Below are 21,789 nucleotides of genomic sequence, written 5' to 3' on the forward strand. Positions count from 1 at the left end.
CGGCGGAGTGACCAATCGGTGCGATTAAAACCCCTTCACTCCCGGGGAAGATCCTTCCAGCTGTCCGCCGTCAGCTGTCTTTCAATTTCGGGATAGCGAGTAACGTCGAACACGGGCTTTACGCCAAGCTTGCGCTGGCGAAGATAATCATCGGCAATTAGCTTCACCACAGGCGAGAGCAATAGAAGGGCAATAAGATTGGTCATGGCCAGCAAAGCCATAGCGATATCCGCCAGTTGCCAGAGGGTAGGCAGCGCGGCGAAAACGCCGAAGATCACCATCGCCAGCGTGCCTGCGCGAAGCAGCGGCTGATGGCGCAACGTGCTGCGTGTCAGGAACCGCAGATTATTTTCGGCATAAGCGTAATTCGCCACTATCGAGGTAAAGGCGAAAAACGCCAGGATGATAGCGATATAACCGGACGCCCAGTTCCCTGCAAGCGTCGAGAGCGCCTGCTGCGTCAGCGTGACGCCATTAACGGATGCGTCATTGTAGTCCTGCACGCCGGAGAGCAATAAAATAGCTGCGGTGGCGGAACAAATAATCACAGTATCAATAAATACGCCAATCATCTGAACAATGCCCTGGGCGGCAGGGTGGGGCGGCCATGACGCTGCCGCGGCGGCGGCATTCGGCGTGGAGCCCATGCCCGCCTGGTTAGAAAACATGCTGCGTTGAAAGCCGCTGGTTATCGCCTGGCTCATGGTCCAGGCGAGCGTGCCGGACGCCGCTTCATGCCAGCCGAATGCGCTTTTAAAAATGAGCGTCATGACCTCAGGCAGGCGCGGCAGATTCAACAGCACGACGATGGCCGCCGTCAGCACCCAGGCGCCTGCCGCCGCCGGCACGATCCATTGCGAAAAACGGGCGACGCCCTTCATGCCGCGTCGGATCACCAGCAGCGTGGCGATCGCCATCAGCGCAGCGATAAGCCATTTGGGAAGATGAAACGCCTGGTGCAGAGCAAGGGAAAGCGAGTTAGCCTGTAGGGCATTAAAGACCAGACCAAACGCCATCAGCAGGAAAACGGAAAACAAAACGCCCATCCAGCGCATGCCGAGGCCGCGCTCCATGTACCAGGCGGGACCGCCGTGAAAGCGTCCGTTTTCATCACGCGATTTATAGAGTTGCGCCAGCGAACATTCCGCAAAAGAGGTCGCCATGCCCACAAGCGCGGCGACCCACATCCAGAACACCGCGCCCGGCCCGCCTGCCGTAATGGCTATCGCCACGCCGGCAATATTGCCGCCGCTGACGCGGGCGGCGAGGCTTGTGCACAGCGCCTGAAAAGAGGTCAGCCCGTCATTGGCGGGAGTTACGCTTTTGCGCAGGCTTTTAGCGAAATGGCGAAGGTAACGGAACTGAATGCCGCCAGTGCGCCAGGTAAACCAGATACCCGCGCCGAGCAGCAGGTAAATCATCACCGATCCCCACAATATCTCGCTGATAAAATAAAGAAAGTCTGACATGTGTTTCCCTCTTGCCGCCGTCTGGCATCGTCCTGCGCTGGCGTGCCGTTCTTCTGTTTTGCCGGATGTTGCATGTAACAGGCCGACGCAGTTTACCACAGGGGCTGTGAGCGCTTGCTCCGGTTGCGCTGAAAGTGTCTCGTGTTATCATCAGCGCAGGCCGGTTACATCTCCCTAACACGAAGTTTTAAGAGAAACATTATCATGACGGATAAATTGACCTCCCTTCGTCAGTTCACCACCGTAGTGGCTGACACTGGAGACATCGCGGCAATGAAGCTGTATCAGCCGCAGGATGCCACCACCAACCCTTCTCTGATCCTTAACGCCGCGCAAATTCCTGAGTACCGCAAGCTGATTGATGACGCCGTGACCTGGGCAAAAAGCCAGAGCAACGATCGCGCTCAGCAGGTTGTTGACGCAACCGACAAGCTGGCGGTGAATATCGGTCTGGAAATTCTCAAGCTGATCCCGGGCCGTATCTCCACCGAAGTGGATGCGCGTCTTTCTTACGACACCGAAGGCAGCATCGCCAAAGCTAAGCGTCTGATTAAGCTCTATAACGATGCGGGCATCAGCAATGACCGCATCCTGATCAAGCTGGCGTCAACCTGGCAGGGCATCCGCGCGGCGGAGCAGCTGGAAAAAGAAGGCATCAACTGCAACCTGACGCTGCTCTTTTCCTTCGCCCAGGCGCGCGCTTGCGCTGAAGCTGGCGTATTCCTGATCTCTCCATTCGTTGGCCGTATCCTCGACTGGTACAAAGCCAACACGGATAAAAAAGAGTATGCGCCGCATGAAGATCCAGGCGTGGTTTCCGTAAGCGAGATCTACCAGTACTACAAGCAGCACGGTTATGAAACTGTAGTGATGGGCGCAAGCTTCCGTAACGCTGGCGAAATCCTTGAGCTGGCGGGCTGCGACCGTCTGACCATCGCCCCGGCGCTGCTTAAAGAGCTGGCGGAAAGCGAAGGCGCGGTAGAGCGTAAGCTTTCGTATTCTGGCGACGTAAAAGCGCGTCCGGAGCGCATCACCGAGTCTGAGTTCCTGTGGCAGCATAACCAGGATCCGATGGCGGTAGATAAGCTGGCGGACGGTATCCGCAAGTTCGCCGTTGACCAGGAAAAACTGGAAAAAATGGTCGAAGCACTGCTGTAATGCCCGCCGTGGCCGGTCATTCCGGCCACGTTTCTTCCCGCTTTACCCCGCTCGCGTGTATCATTTCGTAAACTGAATCTCTTTTCGGAATTGATATGAACACGTTACGCATCGGCTTAGTTTCCATCTCTGACCGCGCTTCCAGCGGCGTTTACCAGGATAAAGGCATTCCCGCCTTACAGGCGTGGCTGGCGCAGGCGCTTACCACCCCGTTTGTTATCGAAACGCGGCTTATCCCCGACGAGCAACCGCTTATTGAGCAAACCTTGTGTGAGCTGGTGGATGAAATGGGCTGCCATCTGGTGCTGACGACCGGGGGCACCGGCCCCGCGCGGCGTGACGTAACGCCCGACGCCACGCTTGCTGTCGCTGACCGCGAAATGCCGGGTTTTGGCGAGCAGATGCGCCAGATAAGCCTGCGTTTTGTGCCGACCGCGATCCTTTCCCGCCAGGTTGGCGTAATTCGTAAACAGGCATTGATTCTTAATCTTCCCGGCCAGCCGAAATCGATAAAAGAGACTCTTGAAGGGTTGAAGCAGGAAAGCGGCGAAACGATCGTGCCGGGGATATTCGCCAGCGTGCCCTATTGCATCCAGTTGCTGGACGGGCCTTACGTTGAAACCGATCCGCAGGTCGTAGCGGCTTTTCGTCCCAAAAGCGCTATTCGTGACATTAAATCCTGATTATTTTTAGATTATAAAATAAACGCCAGTTAACTCTGGCGTGAAGTTATTCTGCCGTTATAGTAAGGATAGGTTTACGGTCTCGCCGTGAATTAATTCTAACTCATCTCTTTACAAGCGGCTTTTTATGTCTGAACACACGCGACCTCTCGCCCGACAGGATTATAAAACCCTGACGCTCGCCGCCCTTGGCGGCGCGCTGGAATTTTATGATTTCATTATTTTTGTTTTCTTCGCCGCCGTAGTAGGCGAACTCTTTTTCCCGGTGGATATTCCTGAATGGCTGCGTCAGGTGCAGACCTTCGGCATTTTCGCCGCAGGCTACCTGGCGCGGCCGCTGGGCGGCATTGTGATGGCGCATTTTGGCGACCTGGTAGGGCGCAAGAAGATGTTTACGCTCAGCATCTTACTTATGGCGGTGCCTACGCTTGCTATCGGCTTACTGCCGACTTATGCCTCGTTAGGGATTGCCGCGCCGTTATTATTGCTTTTGATGCGCGTTTTACAGGGCGCGGCGATCGGTGGCGAAGTTCCTGGCGCCTGGGTTTTTGTGGCGGAGCATGTGCCGGCAAAGCGCATCGGCATTGCCTGCGGCACGCTGACAGCCGGTTTAACCGTCGGCATTTTGCTCGGCTCGGTGGTCGCTACGCTGATTAACACCAGCATGACTCCCCAGACTATCCACAATGGCGGCTGGCGTATTCCTTTCCTGCTGGGCGGCGCGTTTGGCCTGGTTGCGATGTACCTGCGCCGCTGGTTGCAGGAAACGCCCGTCTTTATTGAGATGCAGCAGCGTAAAGCGCTGGCGGAAGAGTTGCCGCTTAAGTCGGTCGTGATGAATCACAGAAAGGCGGTGGTGGTTTCCATGCTGCTGACCTGGCTGCTGTCGGCGGGCATTGTGGTCGTGATTTTAATGTCTCCCACCTGGCTGCAAAAGCAATTGGGCATTGCGCCTGCCTTAACCTTACAAGCCAACAGCATCGCTACCGTTATGTTAACGCTGGGCTGCCTTGCGGCAGGCGCGCTGGTGGACCGGGTGGGCGCCAGCAAAACCTTTATTGGCGGCAGTCTGCTGCTGGCCGTATGCAGCTGGCTTTTCTATCATCTCACCGCCGGCAACCCGGATTATCTCTTCCCGCTTTATGGGCTGGCAGGTTTTAGCGTTGGCGTTGTCGGCGCGGTGCCTTATGTGATGGTGCGCGCTTTTCCGGCGGAAGTGCGTTTTACCGGCATTTCATTCTCTTATAACGTCGCGTATGCCATTTTTGGCGGGCTGACGCCGATTCTGGTGACACTGCTGATGAACGTATCGCCGATGGCGCCTGCCTGGTACGTGTTGGCGCTGGCATTGCTGGGGCTGGGGGTGGGTTTCTGGCTGCGCCAGGAGAAAGAGAAGCCGGACAGCCTGACTAAACGCTCGCCTGCGCATCCCTGAGGCGAGGCTGCGTAATAAAAAGGCCCACTATTGTGGGCCTTTTGTCTTACTTACGCTAAAGCGTTAACGGCGGCGGTTGTCGCCTCGCGACGCTCGCCAATCGGCAGCACGGTGCGTCCATACTGTTCGTTCAGCACTTCGCCCATCGCCAGGTAGATAGCGCTGGCGCCGCACACCAGACCAATCCAGCCCGCCACACGAACAATGCCTTCGTTATCCAGCAAATGGCCTGCCGCCAGCAGCGCGAAAAGCACGGTCAGGCTCAGGAACACAAACTGCAATACGCGAGCGCCTTGCAGCGTGCCGAAGAACATAAACAGGGTAAACACGCCCCAGACGCCAAGGTAGACGCCCAAAAAGTGGCCGTTCGCCGCGTCCGCCAGGCCGAACTTCGGCAACAGCAGAATCGCGACCAGCGTCAGCCAGAAGGAGCCATAGGAGGTAAAAGCGGTTAAACCAAAGGTGTTGCCTTTTTTATATTCCAGCAGACCGGCAAAGATTTGCGCGATGCCGCCGTAAAAAATTCCCATCGCCAGGATAATGCCATCCAGCGGGAACAGGCCGATATTATGCAGATTGAGCAGAATGGTAGTCATACCAAAGCCCATAAGGCCCAGAGGAGCCGGATTAGCCAACGAAGTGTTGCCCATAAACCCTCAGAAAATAAGTAAAAAATTTAAGATAAGCAAACCCGCCGCCAGGTCTCTGTCAGCGGGGCGCGGCATCATAATCGTGGAAATATTCGCCGTCTATGATCTGAGCAGGGTGAAAAGAAAAATTTTTTCTGCCGTCCCCCTTGATGCCCCATGATGCGACCCCATCTTCTGGTTAACCGAAAAGGGTGAACCTGAAAAAAATGATGATTTGGGCAGTTGAAACCGCAGGTTTCGCCCGCATAACAGGTTCACACCACATATTGACCGAATTTTTAGTGGAGACGTTTAGATGGGTAAAATTATTGGTATCGACCTGGGTACTACCAACTCTTGTGTAGCGATTATGGACGGGACTCAGGCACGCGTGCTGGAGAACGCCGAGGGCGATCGCACCACGCCTTCTATCATTGCATATACCCAGGATGGTGAAACTCTGGTTGGTCAGCCGGCTAAACGTCAGGCAGTGACGAACCCGCAGAATACCCTGTTTGCAATCAAGCGCCTGATCGGCCGCCGCTTCCAGGACGAAGAAGTGCAGCGCGACGTGTCTATCATGCCGTACAAAATCATCGCGGCTGATAACGGCGATGCATGGCTGGACGTTAAAGGCCAGAAAATGGCGCCGCCGCAGATTTCCGCTGAAGTGCTGAAAAAAATGAAGAAAACTGCGGAAGACTATCTGGGCGAAGCGGTAACTGAAGCGGTTATCACCGTACCGGCGTACTTCAACGACGCGCAGCGTCAGGCGACCAAAGATGCTGGCCGCATTGCGGGCCTGGAAGTTAAACGTATTATTAACGAACCGACTGCGGCAGCGCTGGCTTACGGTCTGGATAAAGAGACAGGCAACCGCACCATCGCGGTATACGACCTGGGCGGCGGTACGTTCGATATCTCTATCATCGAAATCGACGAAGTCGACGGCGAAAAAACCTTCGAAGTGCTGGCGACCAACGGTGATACTCACCTGGGCGGCGAAGACTTCGACAGCCGTCTGATCAACTATCTGGTAGAAGAGTTCAAGAAAGACCAGGGCATTGACCTGCGTAACGACCCGCTGGCGATGCAGCGTCTGAAAGAAGCGGCTGAAAAAGCGAAGATCGAGCTTTCTTCCGCTCAGCAGACCGACGTGAACCTGCCGTACATCACCGCAGACGCGACCGGTCCGAAACACATGAACATCAAAGTGACTCGCGCGAAACTGGAAAGCCTGGTCGAAGACCTGGTGAACCGTTCCATCGAGCCGCTGAAAGTGGCGCTCCAGGATGCTGGCCTGTCCGTATCCGACGTGCAGGACGTGATCCTGGTCGGCGGTCAGACCCGTATGCCGATGGTGCAGAAGAAAGTGGCTGAGTTCTTTGGTAAAGAGCCGCGTAAAGACGTTAACCCGGACGAAGCTGTAGCTATCGGCGCAGCAGTACAGGGCGGCGTATTGACCGGCGACGTGAAAGACGTTCTGCTGCTCGACGTAACCCCGCTGTCTCTTGGTATCGAAACCATGGGTGGCGTGATGACTGCGCTCATCACCAAAAACACCACCATTCCGACCAAGCACAGCCAGGTGTTCTCTACGGCGGAAGACAACCAGTCTGCGGTAACTATTCATGTGCTGCAAGGCGAGCGTAAACGCGCTGCTGATAACAAATCGCTGGGCCAGTTCAACCTGGATGGCATTAACCCGGCGCCGCGCGGCATGCCGCAGATCGAAGTGACCTTCGACATCGACGCCGACGGTATTCTGCATGTTTCCGCCAAGGACAAAAACACCAACCGCGAGCAGAAGATCACCATCAAGGCCTCTTCCGGTCTGAACGAGGAAGAGATCCAGAAAATGGTGCGCGAAGCGGAAGCTAACGCTGAAGCTGACCGTAAGTTCGAAGAGCTGGTGCAAACGCGCAACCAGGCGGATCACCTGGTGCACAGCACCCGTAAGCAGGTGGAAGAAGCAGGCGACAAGCTGCCGGCTGACGACAAAACCGCGATTGAATCTGCACTGAGCGCGCTGGAAGGCTCTCTGAAAGGCGAAGACAAAGCAGATATCGAAGCGAAAATGCAGGCGCTGGCGCAGGTTTCCCAGAAGCTGATGGAAATTGCTCAGCAGCAGCACGCCCAGCAGCAGGCAGGCGGCGCTGACGCTTCTGCAAACAACGCGAAAGATGACGATGTTGTCGACGCTGAGTTCGAAGAAGTAAAAGATAAGAAATAATCGCCCTGATGCAGGGTAGATAATCCAGCACGGGCGTAGGAGTCATCTCCACGCCCGTGCTCGCATGTTAAGGGCAGAAAACCAAAATGGCGAAGACAGACTATTACGAGATTTTAGGCGTTCCGAAAACGGCGGAAGAGCGTGAAATCAAAAAGGCCTACAAGCGCCTTGCCATGAAATATCACCCGGACCGCAATCAGGGTGACAAAGAAGCGGAAGCCAAATTTAAAGAAATTAAAGAAGCTTATGAAGTGCTGACCGACGCGCAAAAACGCGCGGCTTACGATCAGTACGGCCACGCGGCTTTTGAACAGGGCGGCATGGGCGGCGGCTTTAATGGCGGTTTCGGCGGCGGTGCAGATTTCAGCGATATCTTCGGCGATGTTTTCGGCGATATTTTTGGCGGCGGACGTGGCCGACGCGCGGCGCGCGGCGCCGACCTGCGCTACAACATGGAATTAACGCTGGAAGAAGCGGTTCGCGGCGTAACGAAAGAGATTCGCATACCTACGCTTGAAGAGTGCGATGTTTGCCACGGCAACGGTGCGAAACCAGGCACGCAGCCGCAGACCTGCCCAACCTGTCATGGTTCCGGTCAGGTGCAGATGCGCCAGGGCTTTTTTGCCGTACAGCAGACCTGTCCGCATTGTTCGGGTCGCGGTACGCTGATTAAAGATCCCTGCACCAAATGCCATGGTCACGGTCGCGTAGAGAAATCCAAAACCCTGTCCGTTAAAATCCCGGCAGGCGTCGATACCGGCGACCGTATTCGTCTGGCAGGCGAAGGCGAAGCGGGCGAACATGGCGCGCCGGCAGGCGATCTGTACGTTCAGGTACAGGTTAAACAGCACCCGATCTTCGAGCGCGAAGGTAACAACCTCTATTGCGAAGTGCCAATTAACTTCGCCATGGCGGCGCTGGGCGGTGAAATTGAAGTGCCGACGCTGGATGGCCGCGTCATGCTCAAAGTACCGAGCGAAACGCAAACCGGCAAGCTGTTCCGCATGCGCGGGAAAGGCGTTAAATCGGTTCGTGGCGGCGCGCAGGGCGATCTGCTTTGCCGTGTCGTTGTGGAAACGCCGGTGGGCCTGAACGAGCGTCAGAAACAGCTGTTGCAGGAGCTTCAGGAAAGCTTCGGCGGCCCAACGGGCGAGAAAAACAGCCCACGTTCAAAGAGCTTCTTTGATGGCGTGAAAAAGTTTTTTGACGACCTGACTCGCTAATTACGGGATGTTTTTAAAACCCGAGTCCTTTGCAGGGCTCGGGTTTTTTTATGGCTGTCAGAACGGAGCGAACTTTTCAGGAAATTCTATTTAAGGCGAAGCCGTCTGGTTGGCAGAGAAACCCTTTAATAATCAAAGCGTCAAATTTACCATGCTATAATTAGCTCGCTAATTAATTGCGTTTTGATACTTTTTATGCGAAAAAACCGATAGGATAAGCTGATATAATCTGCTTTTAACGAGCAGTCTTGCACGATAGGCTTTGTTTTATACAAATATTCTATAAAAGTGCAGGCTTAAAAATGATTGCAGCAGTTAAGCGATTTATGACCAACGATGCGAGCGGCGGGATCATTCTGATCATCGCGGCTTCGCTGGCGATGATACTGGCGAACCTTGATGCCACCAGCATGGCTTACCAGTCGTTTCTGGATACGCCTGTTGAGCTGCGGATCGGTTCACTGGAGATAAACAAAAATCTCCTGTTGTGGATAAACGACGCGCTAATGGCCGTTTTCTTCCTGCTGATTGGGCTGGAAGTGAAACGGGAATTGCGGCAGGGGTCGCTGGCCAGCCTGCGTCAGGCTTCTTTTCCGGTAATTGCCGCGCTGGGAGGCATGATTATCCCGGCGGTGCTTTATCTGGCGTTTAATTTCCAGGATCCCGTTACGCGAGAAGGTTGGGCCATTCCCGCGGCAACGGATATCGCCTTCGCACTGGGCGTACTGGCGTTGCTGGGCAATCGCGTACCGCCTTCGCTGAAGGTCTTTCTGATGGCGCTGGCGATTATCGATGATCTGGGCGCGATTATTATTATTGCCTTGTTTTACACCCATGAGCTTTCGCTGCTTTCACTGATGATCGCGGCTGGCGCCATTGCGGTGCTGGCATTAATGAACGCCTGCAATATACGCCGCACGGGCATGTATATTCTGGTCGGTCTGGTGCTGTGGACGGCGGTGTTGAAGTCAGGGGTGCATGCAACGCTTGCTGGCGTGGTTATTGGCTTTTTTATCCCGCTAAAAGAGCAGGGCGGCAAGTCTCCGGCAAAAGCGCTGGAACATGTGCTGCATCCCTGGGTCGCGTTTCTGATCCTGCCGCTTTTTGCTTTTGCGAACGCAGGCGTATCGCTGGATGGCGTAACGCTGGCAGGGCTGGCTTCGTTGCTGCCGCTTGGCGTTATTGCCGGCCTGTTTATCGGTAAGCCGCTGGGGATAGGTCTTTTCTGCTGGCTGGCGTTGAAACTGAAACTGGCGACGCTGCCGCAAGAGGCGACATTCCGGCAAATCATGGCGGTAGGCGTACTCTGCGGTATTGGTTTTACTATGTCGATTTTCATCTCCACGCTGGCGTTTGGAGAGGTGGATCCTTCCCTCATTAAGTGGGCGAAACTGGGGATCCTGATTGGTTCATTAATGGCGGCGGTAACAGGTTATGGCCTGCTGCGGATCGGTTTCAAGGCGCCACGTCGGGCCTGATTTAAGCGCGGCGCTCTCCAGGGGGGAGAGCGCTTTTTCGACCATTTAACATCAGGGAGCGAAAAGCTATGTCGCATATCAATTACAACCACTTGTACTACTTCTGGCATGTTTACAAAGAAGGCTCTGTAGTCGGCGCAGCTGAGGCGCTTTATCTCACGCCCCAGACCATAACCGGCCAGATTAAAGCGCTGGAAGAACGCCTTCAGGGAAAACTGTTCAAGCGCAAGGGGCGGGGGCTTGAGCCCAGCGAATTGGGGCAACTGGTTTTTCGCTATGCTGACCGCATGTTCACATTAAGCCAGGAGATGCTGGATATCGTGAACTACCGCAAGGAGTCGCATTTGCTGTTTGATGTCGGCGTGGCGGATGCGCTGTCCAAAAATCTGGTAGGCGGTATTCTCGAAGCTGTCGTGGTGGAAAATGAACAAATCCATCTGCGCTGTTTTGAATCCACGCATGAAATGCTGCTTGAGCAACTCAGTCAGCATAAGCTGGATATGATCATTTCAGATTGTCCTATCGATTCCACCCAGCAGGAAGGGCTCTTTTCCGTAAAACTCGGCGAGTGCGGCATTAGCTTCTGGTGCCAGAATCCGTTGCCGGAAAAGCCGTTTCCTGAATGCCTGGAGGAGCGTCGCCTGCTCATTCCTGGCCGCCGCTCTATGCTCGGACGTAAGCTGCTCAACTGGATAAACTCTCAGGGGCTGAAGGTGGAAATTTTGGGCGAGTTCGATGATGCGGCATTAATGAAAGCGTTCGGCGCGGCGCATAACGCCATTTTTGTCGCGCCGACGCTTTACGCGCAGGATTTCTATCGCAATGGCAATATTGTTGAAATCGGACGGATAGATAACGTTATGGAAGAATACCACGCGATATTTGCTGAGCGTATGATTCAGCACCCGGCGGTGCAGCGCATCTGCAATAAGAACTATTCAGCGTTATTTAGCCACCCTGAAGAGTAAACAGCAGACATAAAAAAACCCGCTTGATGCGGGTTTTTTTAACAAGCAACAACCAACGGGCGATTAAGCCAGTTTGTTGATCTGCGCAGTCAGATTAGCTTTATGACGCGCTGCTTTGTTTTTGTGGATCAGACCTTTGCTGGCCTGACGGTCCACGATCGGTTGCATTTCGTTAAATGCTTTCTGTGCAGCTTCTTTATCGCCTGCTGCAATCGCCGCGTATACTTTCTTGATGAAAGTACGCATCATAGAGCGACGGCTTGCGTTGTGCTTACGGGCCTTTTCAGACTGAACGGCACGCTTCTTAGCTGATTTGATATTAGCCAAGGTCCAACTCCCAAATATGATCTATGTGGACAATTCAAAGGCCGAGGAATATGCCCCGTTAGCCTTCTTTTGTCAATGGATTTGTGCAAATAAGCGCCGTTTGCTATGACGACGCTCGTTACGTAGTGATGGCGCAAGATTCTACCAGCTTGCCTGCTCTGAATACAGTCTTTATCGGACAAAATTCGCTCCCGCAGGCCATGTTTCTTGCAAATCGCAGTGTTATATCAGGAAAACCCCGTTGCTTTCTGCCCTGGGGCGCCAATCGCCGGTTAACCTTGGGCGCTGTACAAGGTATAATCCGACGATTTTCACTGTCCTGAGCCTGTCATGAAGCTGATACGCGGCATACATAATCTCACGCCTGAACACTACGGCTGTGTCCTCACCATCGGTAATTTCGATGGCGTTCACCGTGGCCATCAAGCATTGCTTAACGGGCTATGCGAAGAGGGGCGCAAGCGCCATCTTCCGGTCATGGTGATGATTTTCGAACCGCAGCCGCTGGAACTCTTTGCCGCTGACAAAGCGCCCGCCCGGCTGACGCGTCTGCGTGAAAAGCTTCGCTATCTGGCGCAATGCGGAGTCGACTACGTGCTCTGCGTGCGCTTTGATCGGCGTTTCGCGGCATTGACCGCGCAAAGCTTTGTCAATGAACTTCTGATTAAGCGTCTGGGCGTGCGTTTTCTCGCCATTGGCGACGATTTCCGCTTCGGCGCTGGTCGCCAGGGCGATTTCTTGTTATTACAAAAGGCTGCGCGCGAATATGGCTTTGAAGTCACCAGCACGCAGAGCTTTTGCCAGGATGGTTTACGCATCAGCAGCACGGCGGTGCGTCAGGCGCTGGCGGAAGATAACCTTGAGCAGGCGCAAACGCTGCTGGGCCGTCCGTTCGCCCTCTCTGGCCGCGTTGTGCATGGCGACGCGCTGGGGCGCACAATCGGTTTTCCTACGGCGAACATACCGCTGCGCCGTCAGGTCACCCCGGTAAAAGGGGTTTACGCGGTAGAAGTGACGGGGCTTGGCGATAAGCCCGTGCCCGGCGTCGCCAATATCGGCACCCGTCCAACGGTAGCTGGCTTGCGCCAGCAGTTAGAAGTTCATCTGCTGGACGTTGCAATGGACCTCTACGGACGCCATATAGATGTGGTGCTGCGTAAAAAAATACGCAATGAGCAGCGGTTTGCCTCGCTTGATGAGCTAAAAGCGCAAATCGCCAGAGATGTAATCACCGCCCGCGACTTTTTTGGGCTACCGACACCGGCTTAACGCCTGATCGGCTAATTATCACACCGAAATACGGAACTGAGAATCTGATGAGTGACTATAAATCTACCCTGAATTTGCCGGAAACAGGGTTCCCGATGCGTGGCGATCTCGCCAAACGTGAACCGGGCATGCTGGCGCGTTGGAATGATGACGATCTGTACGGCATCATCCGTAATGCGAAAAAGGGCAAGAAAACCTTCATCCTGCATGATGGCCCTCCTTATGCGAACGGTAGCATTCATATTGGTCACTCGGTAAACAAGATTCTGAAAGATATCATCGTGAAGTCCAAAGGCCTTTCCGGTTTTGACTCGCCGTATGTGCCGGGTTGGGACTGCCATGGCCTGCCTATCGAGCTGAAAGTTGAACAGCTTATCGGCAAGCCGGGCGAGAAAGTCTCTGCCGCTGAGTTTCGCGCCGCGTGCCGTAAATATGCCGCCGAGCAGGTAGACGGTCAGCGTCAGGACTTTATCCGTCTGGGCGTGCTGGGCGACTGGTCCCATCCGTACCTGACCATGGATTTTAAAACCGAAGCCAACATCATCCGCGCCCTCGGTAAAATCATCGGCAACGGCCATCTGCACAAAGGCGCGAAGCCGGTACACTGGTGTGTTGACTGTCGTTCTGCGCTGGCTGAAGCCGAAGTGGAGTATTACGACAAAACGTCTCCGTCTATCGATGTCGTCTTTAATGCGTCAGACGCTGGCGCCGTCGCCGCCAAATTTGGCGCGCAGAAGGTTAACGGCCCGGTTTCCCTGGTTATCTGGACCACTACCCCGTGGACGCTGCCGGCGAACCGCGCTATCTCTCTGCATGCAGAGATCGAGTATGTGCTGGTGCAAGTTGAAGGCCAGGCGCTGATCGTGGCGAAAGATTTGCTTGAAAGCGTAATGAAGCGCGCAGGCATCACCGATTATACCGTTCTTGGCGAAGCAAAAGGCGCGGAGCTGGAGCTGCTGCGCTTTAAACATCCGTTCCTGGATTTCGACGTGCCGGCCATTCTTGGCGAGCACGTTACCCTTGATGCGGGCACCGGCGCAGTGCATACCGCTGGCGGCCATGGCCCGGACGACTACACCATCAGCCAGAAATATGGTCTGGAGATCGCCAACCCGGTCGGCCCGGACGGCGCTTACCTGCCAGGCACTTACCCGGCGCTGGATGGCGTTAACGTTTTCAAAGCGAACGATATTATCGTTAACCTGCTGCGCGAGAAGGGCGCGTTGCTGCATGTAGAAAAAATGCTGCACAGCTACCCGCACTGCTGGCGTCATAAAACGCCGATCATCTTTCGCGCCACCCCGCAGTGGTTCATCAGCATGGATCAAAAAGGGCTGCGCGCGCAGTCGCTGAAAGAGATCAAAGGCGTGCAGTGGATCCCGGACTGGGGCCAGGCACGCATTGAATCCATGGTCGCTAACCGTCCGGACTGGTGTATTTCTCGCCAGCGCACCTGGGGCGTGCCCATGTCGCTGTTCGTCCATAAAGAGACACAAGAGCTGCACCCGCGCACCCAGGAACTGATGGAAGACGTGGCGAAACGCGTGGAAGAAGACGGCATTCAGGCCTGGTGGGATCTGGACCCGCGCGACATCATGGGCGACGACGCCGACAGCTACGAGAAAGTGCCGGATACCCTCGACGTCTGGTTTGACTCCGGCTCTACGCACGCTTCCGTCGTTGACGTGCGCCCGGAATTCGCAGGCCATGCGGCGGATATGTATCTGGAAGGCTCCGACCAGCATCGCGGCTGGTTTATGTCTTCGCTGATGATCTCTACCGCGATGAAAGGCAAAGCGCCGTATCGTCAGGTATTGACCCACGGCTTCACCGTGGACGGCCAGGGCCGCAAGATGTCGAAATCTATCGGCAACACCGTCAGCCCGCAGGATGTGATGAACAAGCTGGGCGCGGATATTCTGCGTCTGTGGGTCGCTTCCACCGACTACACCGGCGAAATGGCGGTTTCTGACGAGATCCTCAAGCGCGCCGCCGACAGCTATCGCCGCATCCGCAACACCGCGCGCTTCCTGCTGGCGAACCTTAACGGGTTCGATCCGGCGAAAGATATGGTGAAGCCGGAAGAGATGGTGGTGCTCGACCGCTGGGCAGTAGGCTGCGCAAAAGCCGCGCAGGAAGAGATCATCAAGGCATACGAAGCGTATGACTTCCACGAAGTGGTGCAGCGCCTGATGCGCTTCTGCTCCATCGAAATGGGGTCGTTCTACCTTGATATCATCAAAGATCGTCAGTACACCGCAAAAGCCGATAGCGTGGCGCGTCGTAGTTGCCAGACCGCGCTTTATCACGTAGCCGAAGCGCTGGTGCGCTGGATGGCGCCGATCATGTCCTTTACGGCGGACGAGATCTGGGGCTATCTGCCGGGCGATCGCGAGAAATACGTTTTCACCGGCGAATGGTACACCGGTCTGTTCGGCCTTGCGGAAACCGAAGCGATGAACGACGCGTTCTGGGATGAACTTTTAAAAGTGCGCGGCGAAGTGAACAAGGTTATCGAACAGGCGCGCGCCGACAAACGCATCGGCGGCTCGCTGGAAGCGGCGGTTACCCTGTTTGCCGAGCCGGAACTGGCGGCGAAGCTGACGGCGCTGGGCGATGAATTACGATTCGTCCTGTTGACCTCGCAGGCGAAAGTTGATGATTATGCGCAGGCGAGCGCAGATGCCCAGCAGAGCGAACTGCTTAAAGGTCTGAAAATCGCGCTCGCAAAAGCCGAAGGTGAGAAATGCCCGCGCTGCTGGCATTACACCAACGATATCGGCAAGGTGGCGGAACACGCAGATATCTGCGGTCGCTGTGTCAGCAACGTAGCCGGCGACGGCGAAAAACGTAAGTTTGCCTGATGAGTAAACCGATTTTCTCAACCGGGCTACGCTGGCTTTGGCTGGTGGTAGCCGTGCTGATTATCGATCTGGGCAGTAAAGCGTTAATCCTCCAGCACTTCGTGCTGGGGGAGACGGTTTCTCTGTTCCCTTCGCTTAATCTGCATTATGCGCGTAACTATGGCGCCGCTTTTAGTTTCCTCGCCGATAAAGGCGGCTGGCAGCGCTGGTTTTTCGCCGGGATAGCCATCGGCATCTGCGTGGTGCTTGCGGTGATGATGTACCGCGCTAAAGCGAGCCAGAAGCTGAATAACATTGCTTACGCGCTGATTATTGGCGGCGCGCTGGGCAACCTGTTTGACCGCCTCTGGCACGGCTTTGTTGTCGACATGATCGATTTTTATGTCGGCGACTGGCACTTCGCCACCTTCAACCTCGCCGATACTGCCATCTGTATTGGCGCGGCGCTGGTGGTGCTGGAGGGTTTTTTACCTTCGCCAGGTAAAAAGCAGCCCGACCGCGCCTGACCTGTTTGACGAATGGCGGAGCAATCCGCCATTTCGCTTTTTCAGGCAACTTTTAATCGCCTTGCAAAGACAAAGACGCAGAACTCCGCTACACATAAAAGGCTGTAACGCATGACTAACTCTGTACAGAGCAACAGCGCGGTGCTGGTGCATTTCACGCTGAAACTCGAAGATGGCTCCACGGCGGAATCAACGCGCAATAACGGCAAGCCGGCGCTGTTTCGCCTTGGCGATACGTCGCTCTCCGAGGGGCTTGAGCAACAGTTGCTGGGCCTGCGCGCTGGCGATAAAAAAGCGTTTTCGCTGGAGCCAGACGCGGCGTTCGGCGTGGCGAGCCCGGACCTTATTCAGTATTTCTCCCGTCGCGACTTTATCGACGCGGGCGAGCCGGAAATCGGCGCGATTATGTTATTTACCGCTATGGATGGCAGTGAAATGCCGGGCGTTATCCGCGAGGTAAACGGGGATTCCATCACCGTTGACTTTAACCACCCGCTCGCCGGGCAGACTATCCATTTTGATATTGAAGTGCTGGAAGTCGATCCGGTACTGGAGGAGCCTGATGCAGATCCTGTTGGCTAACCCACGCGGCTTTTGCGCGGGCGTGGACCGCGCAATCAGTATTGTTGAAAATGCGCTGGCGATTTACGGCGCGCCTATTTATGTCCGCCACGAAGTGGTGCACAACCGCTACGTGGTGGATAGCCTGCGCGAGCGCGGCGCTATTTTTATTGAGCAGATAAGCGAAGTGCCTGATGGCGCTATCCTGATTTTCTCTGCGCATGGCGTCTCCCAGGCGGTACGTAACGAAGCGAAAAGCCGCGACTTAACGGTTTTCGACGCCACCTGTCCGCTGGTGACCAAAGTGCATATGGAAGTGGCGCGCGCCAGCCGTCGCGGTGAAGAGTCGATCCTGATAGGCCATGCCGGTCACCCCGAAGTGGAAGGCACAATGGGGCAGTACAGCAACCCGGAAGGGGGCATGTATCTTGTTGAGTCGCCGGACGATGTCTGGAAGCTGGAAGTTAAAAACGAGACCAAGCTGTCGTTTATGACCCAGACCACGCTCTCCGTGGACGATACTTCCGACGTGATTGACGCGCTGCGCCAAAAATTTCCGAAAATCGTCGGGCCGCGTAAAGACGATATCTGCTACGCCACCACCAACCGTCAGGAAGCGGTGCGTGCGCTTGCTGAGCAAGCTGACGTCGTGCTGGTCGTGGGGTCGAAAAACTCCTCCAACTCTAACCGCCTGGCCGAACTGGCCCAGCGCATGGGCAAGGCGGCGTTCCTGATTGACGATGCCACTGACATTCAGGAAGCCTGGGTAACAGCGGCGAAATGCGTTGGTGTGACCGCCGGCGCTTCTGCGCCCGATATCCTGGTGCAGAACGTGATAGCCCGCCTTCAGGAGCTGGGCGGCGGCGAAGCGGTGCCGCTGGAAGGGCGCGAAGAGAACATTGTTTTCGAAGTGCCGAAAGAGCTGCGCATGGATGTTCGTGAAGTTAACTAATCTTCGCCAACGCGGTTTGTGAGAAGATGCCAGACGCTTAACCCGTCTGGCATTTTTTTATGGAGAAAATCATGAGCCGCTTGCCCATTATTCTGGATACCGACCCGGGTATCGACGATGCAGTCGCGCTTGCCGCCGCACTCTTTTCGCCTGCGCTTGATTTACAGCTCATCACCACTGTAGCCGGTAACGTGAGCGTGGAGAAAACCACCCGCAATGCGTTGCAACTGCTGCATTTCTGGCAACGGGATGTGCCGCTGGCGAAGGGCGCCGCCACGCCTCTGGTACGCCCGCTGCGCGACGCGGCCTGTGTGCATGGCGAGTCCGGAATGGAAGGGTATAACTTTGTCGCCCATGATCGCCTCGCGCCTGACATTCCGGCTTTTCAGGCGATATATCACTGCCTCTTAGCCAGCAAAACGCCTGTCACTCTGGTTACTATCGGTCCGTTGACGAATATCGCGTTGTTGCTGACCCATTACCCTGACTGCGTCACCAGAATCAAACGGCTGGTGATGATGGGCGGCTCTGCCGGGCGCGGCAACTTTACCCCCAACGCCGAGTTTAATATCGCCATCGACCCGGAGGCGGCGGCGCGCGTTTTCCAGAGCGGGCTGGAGATAATAATGTGCGGGCTGGATGTCACAAACAAGGCCATGTTAACGCCGGAATATCTCGCCGCGCTTCCCACGCTGAACCGCACCGGCGCGATGCTGCATGCGCTCTTTAGCCACTACCGCAGCGGCAGCCTGTCCACCGGGCTGAGAATGCATGACCTCTGCGCCATTGCCTGGCTGGTTAAACCTGAACTGTTTACTTTAAAGCCCTGTTTCGTGGCGGTTGAAACGCAGGGCGAATACACTTCCGGCGCAACGGTGGTCGACCTGGAAGGGCGGTTAAATCAACCCGCTAACGCGCAGGTGGCGCTGGAGATAGACGTGCCTGCCTTTCAGCAGTGGGTGGCGCAAACGCTCGCGCTGGCGCCGTAGCGGAGCGGGTTTACTGGCTCTGAACGGTCAGCTTACCGGCGAGATAATCAATCATCGCGCGCATTTTAGCAGGAAGCTGGCGGCCTGCGGACCACAGCAGCCAGAGCTGGCCGGAGTAAGCGCTGATGAATTCCCACTCCGGCAGCACCTGCACAATTTCGCCGCGCTTTAGCGCTTCTCGCGCCGTAAACAGCGGCAGGCTGCCAATCCCCAGATGCTGTTTTACCGCGTCCAGCCGCACGCCGGTATGGTTCGCTGCATAGCGGCCATGCGTCTGCACGACCAGCGTTTTGCCGTGCTGGCGAAACTTCCATCGCGAATCTGCCGGCGTTTCCCCAAGGCTGATACAGCTGTGATTACGCAGATCCCGAGGATGCTGTGGCGCGCCGTGCTGCGCCAGATAATGCGGCGTGGCGCACAACAGATGGGTAATCGGCATCAGCGCTTTACCGTGCAAACCGGGCGAAGGGGTGTCGGTAATCCGCAGCGCCAGGTCGACGCCGTCGTCAATCAGGTCCATATAGCGGTCTTCAAGCCTCAGGCGAACGTCGATTTGCGGGTAGCGGGCCAGAAATTCCGGCATGACCGGATGCAAAACAAAACGGCCTACCGCTTTAGGTACGCTCAGGGTAAGCGTACCTTGCGGCTCCTGCTGGCCGACCGCCCCATGAGCAAGCACCTGACGCGCTGAATCCATCATTACGGCGGCGGATTTCAGCACTTCGGCGCCCGCGTCGCTCAGGCGCAGCTTGCGGGTGGTGCGGTGCAACAGCTTCACGCCAAGCTCCTTTTCCAGCCGTGAAATACTTCGGCTGACGGAGGAGGGGGCGGTGCCAAGCTTGCGGGCGGCGGCGGAAAAGCTGCCGCTTTCCACCACAATGACAAACGCGGCGATTTCAGGCAAAAGCGTCAGGTTCATATTTGTGCGTAGGGTGCAAAGGTTCATTGTCAGGTGACGGGATTATCTTCCCGGGATTAACCAATATACTGTCTGGCTAACCGGGAGGACAACGATGACTGAAAGATGCTATTACACCAGCGATGCAATAAGCGGCGAAGCGCAGGTCTTACGCTGCGAGGCAAACGGCGATGGCTTATATGAAGTGGAACTTAACGCCACGCTTTTTCATCCGCAGGGCGGCGGACAGCCTGCCGACAGCGGGACTCTTAACGGCATTCCTGTTGTGCGCCTGGAGAACCGTGGCGAGCAAGTTATTCATTTTCTTGAGCAGCCTGTAGCGGAAGAGACAGTCAGGCTTGAGATAGATGCCCCGCTGCGCAAGCGCCACTCTCGCTGGCATTCGGCCGGACATTTGATTGGTTATGCCGGCGAAGAGGCGGGCTGGCGTCCTGTCAAAGCGCATCACTGGCCTGGCGAAGGGAAAATTACCTTTAGCGCGGCGCAGGACGCAGCTGCGCCAGACATCTCAACATTGAGTGACAAAATTGCAGCCTGGATTGCCGCCGATTTGCCGCGCCGGGTAACCTTTAAGGATACGCTTCGTCAGGTGCGCTTCGGCGATTTACCCATTTATGGCTGCGGCGGTACGCACGTGGCTTCGCTTGCAGAACTCGGCGAAGTAAAGCTTACCAGCCTGAAAATCAAAAAAGGCCAGTTGATAGTGGCTTATCAGTTGGAAGAGTAAACCACGCCGCTAAAACCGGTTCGCTTATTTTGCAGGCGTATGCTTATCCCTGAAAAGCTTACGCCTTTCATGTCTTTTACTGATATCCCCTTCGTTTTGTCATAAATTTCTAATTATGGGCGTTTTCGGCTGGCGGCCCGCCTGCGGGCTGGTTACCCTGAGAACGTTTTGTAAGCAATTTTTTAACATATAAAGAGTATAACTATGCAAGAAGCACAAATCCGCGTCGCCATCGCCGGAGCGGGCGGCCGCATGGGGCGGCAGTTGATCCAGGCTACGCTGCAAATGGAAGGCGTGGCGCTGGGCGCGGCGCTGGAGCGGGAAGGCTCATCGCTGCTCGGCAGCGATGCCGGTGAGCTGGCGGGCGTGGGTAAGTCAGGGGTTATCATTCAAAGTAGCCTTGAAGCGGTAGTTAACGATTTCGATGTCTTTATCGATTTCACCCGACCGGAAGGCACACTGGCGCATCTGGCCTTTTGTCGCCAGCATGGCAAAGGGATGGTCATCGGCACCACGGGCTTTGACGATGCCGGCAAACAGGCCATCGGCGAAGCCGCGAAAACTATCCCTGTCGTATTTGCCGCTAACTTTAGCGTAGGGGTTAACGTCATGCTTAAGCTGCTGGAGAAAGCCGCGAAGGTGATGGGTAACTATACCGACATAGAGATCATTGAAGCGCACCATCGCCACAAAGTGGACGCGCCGTCAGGCACGGCGCTGGCGATGGGAGAAGCTATCGCCCAGGCGCTGGATAAAGACCTTAAAGATTGCGCAGTTTATGCGCGGGAAGGTTATACCGGCGAGCGCGAGCCAGGCACTATCGGCTTCGCTACCGTTCGCGCAGGCGACATTGTGGGCGAGCACACCGCTATGTTTGCCGATATTGGCGAGCGCGTTGAAATTACGCATAAGGCATCAAGCCGGATGACATTTGCCAACGGAGCGGTTCGTTCCGCTATCTGGCTGAAAGGTCATAAAAATGGCCTTTTTGATATGCGCGACGTGCTGGATTTGAACAGTATTTAAAAAGAATTACCCATCGTGATGTGGTTATTACAATCATAACTAATTGATTGGCAGGGCAATAATTTATTGCCCTTTTTATTTTTGTTTTTTTAATTGGTTACATGCGTTTTTTTATAGCAATACTTCATAAATAATGGTTTTGGTCACGATTTTTGTTGCCTTTCTGTAAATTTTGACCAAATGGTCCGCTTTTTTCATGCTGGCTACCCTGTTTTCTTTTTTCACTGGCAACGAAACGGTTTCGTCGCTGACTTTTCCATGGGTTTTGTTGCTGTTTAAGCTTATTTCATCTCAGAGCGCTAAAAATATCAGAAAAAATCACCTTCAGAGTAGACTTTGCCCCGCCTTCTCTCTAGAATGCCGCCGTTTGCCA

At 55.3% G+C, this 21,789-nt stretch carries 19 protein-coding genes; 15 read left to right on the forward strand and 4 right to left on the reverse strand.

The window, feature by feature from the left end; genetic code table 11:
• Positions 1-35: 35 nt before the first annotated feature.
• A complete protein-coding gene (locus tag DW56_RS04575) occupies positions 36-1,469 on the reverse strand; it encodes an alanine/glycine:cation symporter family protein (RefSeq protein ID WP_024551217.1) in 1,434 nt (477 codons plus the stop codon).
• A 204-nt stretch (positions 1,470-1,673) separates the two neighbouring features.
• Here DW56_RS04575 and tal point away from each other — a divergent pair, with 204 nt between their 5' ends.
• The 3 genes from tal (at position 1,674) to DW56_RS04590 (ending at position 4,745) form a co-directional block, all read left to right on the forward strand.
• On the forward strand, positions 1,674-2,627 hold the full coding sequence (gene tal, locus DW56_RS04580) for a transaldolase (protein WP_024551216.1): 954 nt from the start codon (positions 1,674-1,676) through the stop codon (positions 2,625-2,627).
• Positions 2,628-2,722: 95 nt separating this feature from the next.
• Positions 2,723-3,310 carry a molybdopterin adenylyltransferase gene (gene mog, locus DW56_RS04585; protein WP_024551215.1) on the forward strand — a complete coding sequence of 196 codons (588 nt, stop codon included), beginning with the start codon at positions 2,723-2,725 and terminating at the stop codon, positions 3,308-3,310.
• A 127-nt stretch (positions 3,311-3,437) separates the two neighbouring features.
• A complete protein-coding gene (locus DW56_RS04590) occupies positions 3,438-4,745 on the forward strand; it encodes an MFS transporter (RefSeq protein WP_024551214.1) in 1,308 nt (435 codons plus the stop codon).
• A gap of 50 nt (positions 4,746-4,795) precedes the next feature.
• On the opposite strand, the gene satP is transcribed toward DW56_RS04590, so the two are convergent.
• Positions 4,796-5,395, reverse strand: coding sequence for an acetate uptake transporter (gene satP / locus DW56_RS04595; protein ID WP_024551213.1), 600 nt, complete (start codon positions 5,393-5,395; stop codon positions 4,796-4,798).
• Between the two features lie 295 nt (positions 5,396-5,690).
• Here satP and dnaK point away from each other — a divergent pair, with 295 nt between their 5' ends.
• The 4 genes from dnaK (at position 5,691) to nhaR (ending at position 11,276) form a co-directional block, all read left to right on the forward strand.
• A complete protein-coding gene (gene dnaK / locus DW56_RS04600; protein WP_024551212.1) occupies positions 5,691-7,607 on the forward strand; it encodes a molecular chaperone DnaK in 1,917 nt (638 codons plus the stop codon).
• An 86-nt stretch (positions 7,608-7,693) separates the two neighbouring features.
• Positions 7,694-8,830 carry a molecular chaperone DnaJ gene (dnaJ, locus tag DW56_RS04605; protein WP_024551211.1) on the forward strand — a complete coding sequence of 379 codons (1,137 nt, stop codon included), beginning with the start codon at positions 7,694-7,696 and terminating at the stop codon, positions 8,828-8,830.
• A 302-nt stretch (positions 8,831-9,132) separates the two neighbouring features.
• A complete protein-coding gene (gene nhaA, locus DW56_RS04610) occupies positions 9,133-10,308 on the forward strand; it encodes a Na+/H+ antiporter NhaA (RefSeq protein WP_024551210.1) in 1,176 nt (391 codons plus the stop codon).
• 68 nt (positions 10,309-10,376) lie between these two features.
• Entirely contained in the window at positions 10,377-11,276 is a 900-nt protein-coding gene (nhaR, locus tag DW56_RS04615) for a transcriptional activator NhaR (protein WP_024551209.1), read from the forward strand.
• Positions 11,277-11,339: 63 nt separating this feature from the next.
• Here nhaR and rpsT read toward each other — a convergent pair whose 3' ends face one another.
• Positions 11,340-11,603, reverse strand: a complete 264-nt coding sequence (gene rpsT, locus DW56_RS04620; protein ID WP_024551208.1) for a 30S ribosomal protein S20 — start codon at positions 11,601-11,603, stop codon at positions 11,340-11,342.
• Positions 11,604-11,933: 330 nt separating this feature from the next.
• Between rpsT and ribF the strand changes: the two genes are divergently transcribed.
• From ribF to rihC, 6 genes are all read left to right on the forward strand, one after another.
• Positions 11,934-12,872, forward strand: coding sequence for a bifunctional riboflavin kinase/FAD synthetase (gene ribF / locus DW56_RS04625; protein ID WP_024551207.1), 939 nt, complete (start codon positions 11,934-11,936; stop codon positions 12,870-12,872).
• Between the two features lie 47 nt (positions 12,873-12,919).
• The gene (ileS, locus tag DW56_RS04630) at positions 12,920-15,736 is read left to right on the forward strand and encodes an isoleucine--tRNA ligase (RefSeq protein WP_024551206.1); all 2,817 of its coding nucleotides are present in this window, start codon (positions 12,920-12,922) and stop codon (positions 15,734-15,736) included.
• Positions 15,736-16,242, forward strand: coding sequence for a signal peptidase II (gene lspA, locus DW56_RS04635; protein WP_024551205.1), 507 nt, complete (start codon positions 15,736-15,738; stop codon positions 16,240-16,242). The genes ileS and lspA overlap by 1 nt, the downstream gene beginning before the upstream one ends.
• A gap of 111 nt (positions 16,243-16,353) precedes the next feature.
• The gene (gene fkpB / locus DW56_RS04640; RefSeq protein WP_024551204.1) at positions 16,354-16,824 is read left to right on the forward strand and encodes an FKBP-type peptidyl-prolyl cis-trans isomerase; all 471 of its coding nucleotides are present in this window, start codon (positions 16,354-16,356) and stop codon (positions 16,822-16,824) included.
• A complete protein-coding gene (gene ispH, locus DW56_RS04645) occupies positions 16,805-17,755 on the forward strand; it encodes a 4-hydroxy-3-methylbut-2-enyl diphosphate reductase (protein ID WP_024551203.1) in 951 nt (316 codons plus the stop codon). Before fkpB ends, ispH begins: the two co-directional genes overlap by 20 nt.
• Positions 17,756-17,826: 71 nt before the next feature.
• Entirely contained in the window at positions 17,827-18,744 is a 918-nt protein-coding gene (gene rihC / locus DW56_RS04650) for a ribonucleoside hydrolase RihC (RefSeq protein WP_024551202.1), read from the forward strand.
• A gap of 10 nt (positions 18,745-18,754) precedes the next feature.
• Here the strand turns inward: rihC and DW56_RS04655 are convergent, their stop codons facing one another.
• On the reverse strand, positions 18,755-19,663 hold the full coding sequence (locus DW56_RS04655; RefSeq protein WP_024551201.1) for a LysR family transcriptional regulator: 909 nt from the start codon (positions 19,661-19,663) through the stop codon (positions 18,755-18,757).
• A 94-nt stretch (positions 19,664-19,757) separates the two neighbouring features.
• On the opposite strand from DW56_RS04655, the gene DW56_RS04660 reads away from it, so the two are divergent.
• A complete protein-coding gene (locus DW56_RS04660) occupies positions 19,758-20,390 on the forward strand; it encodes a serine-tRNA(Ala) deacylase AlaX (protein WP_024551200.1) in 633 nt (210 codons plus the stop codon).
• Positions 20,391-20,594: 204 nt separating this feature from the next.
• Positions 20,595-21,416, forward strand: coding sequence for a 4-hydroxy-tetrahydrodipicolinate reductase (gene dapB, locus DW56_RS04665; protein WP_024551199.1), 822 nt, complete (start codon positions 20,595-20,597; stop codon positions 21,414-21,416).
• Positions 21,417-21,789 lie beyond the last annotated feature (373 nt).

Origin of the sequence: Franconibacter helveticus LMG 23732 (assembly GCF_000463115.2) — a bacterium.
GTDB lineage: Bacteria > Pseudomonadota > Gammaproteobacteria > Enterobacterales > Enterobacteriaceae > Franconibacter > Franconibacter helveticus.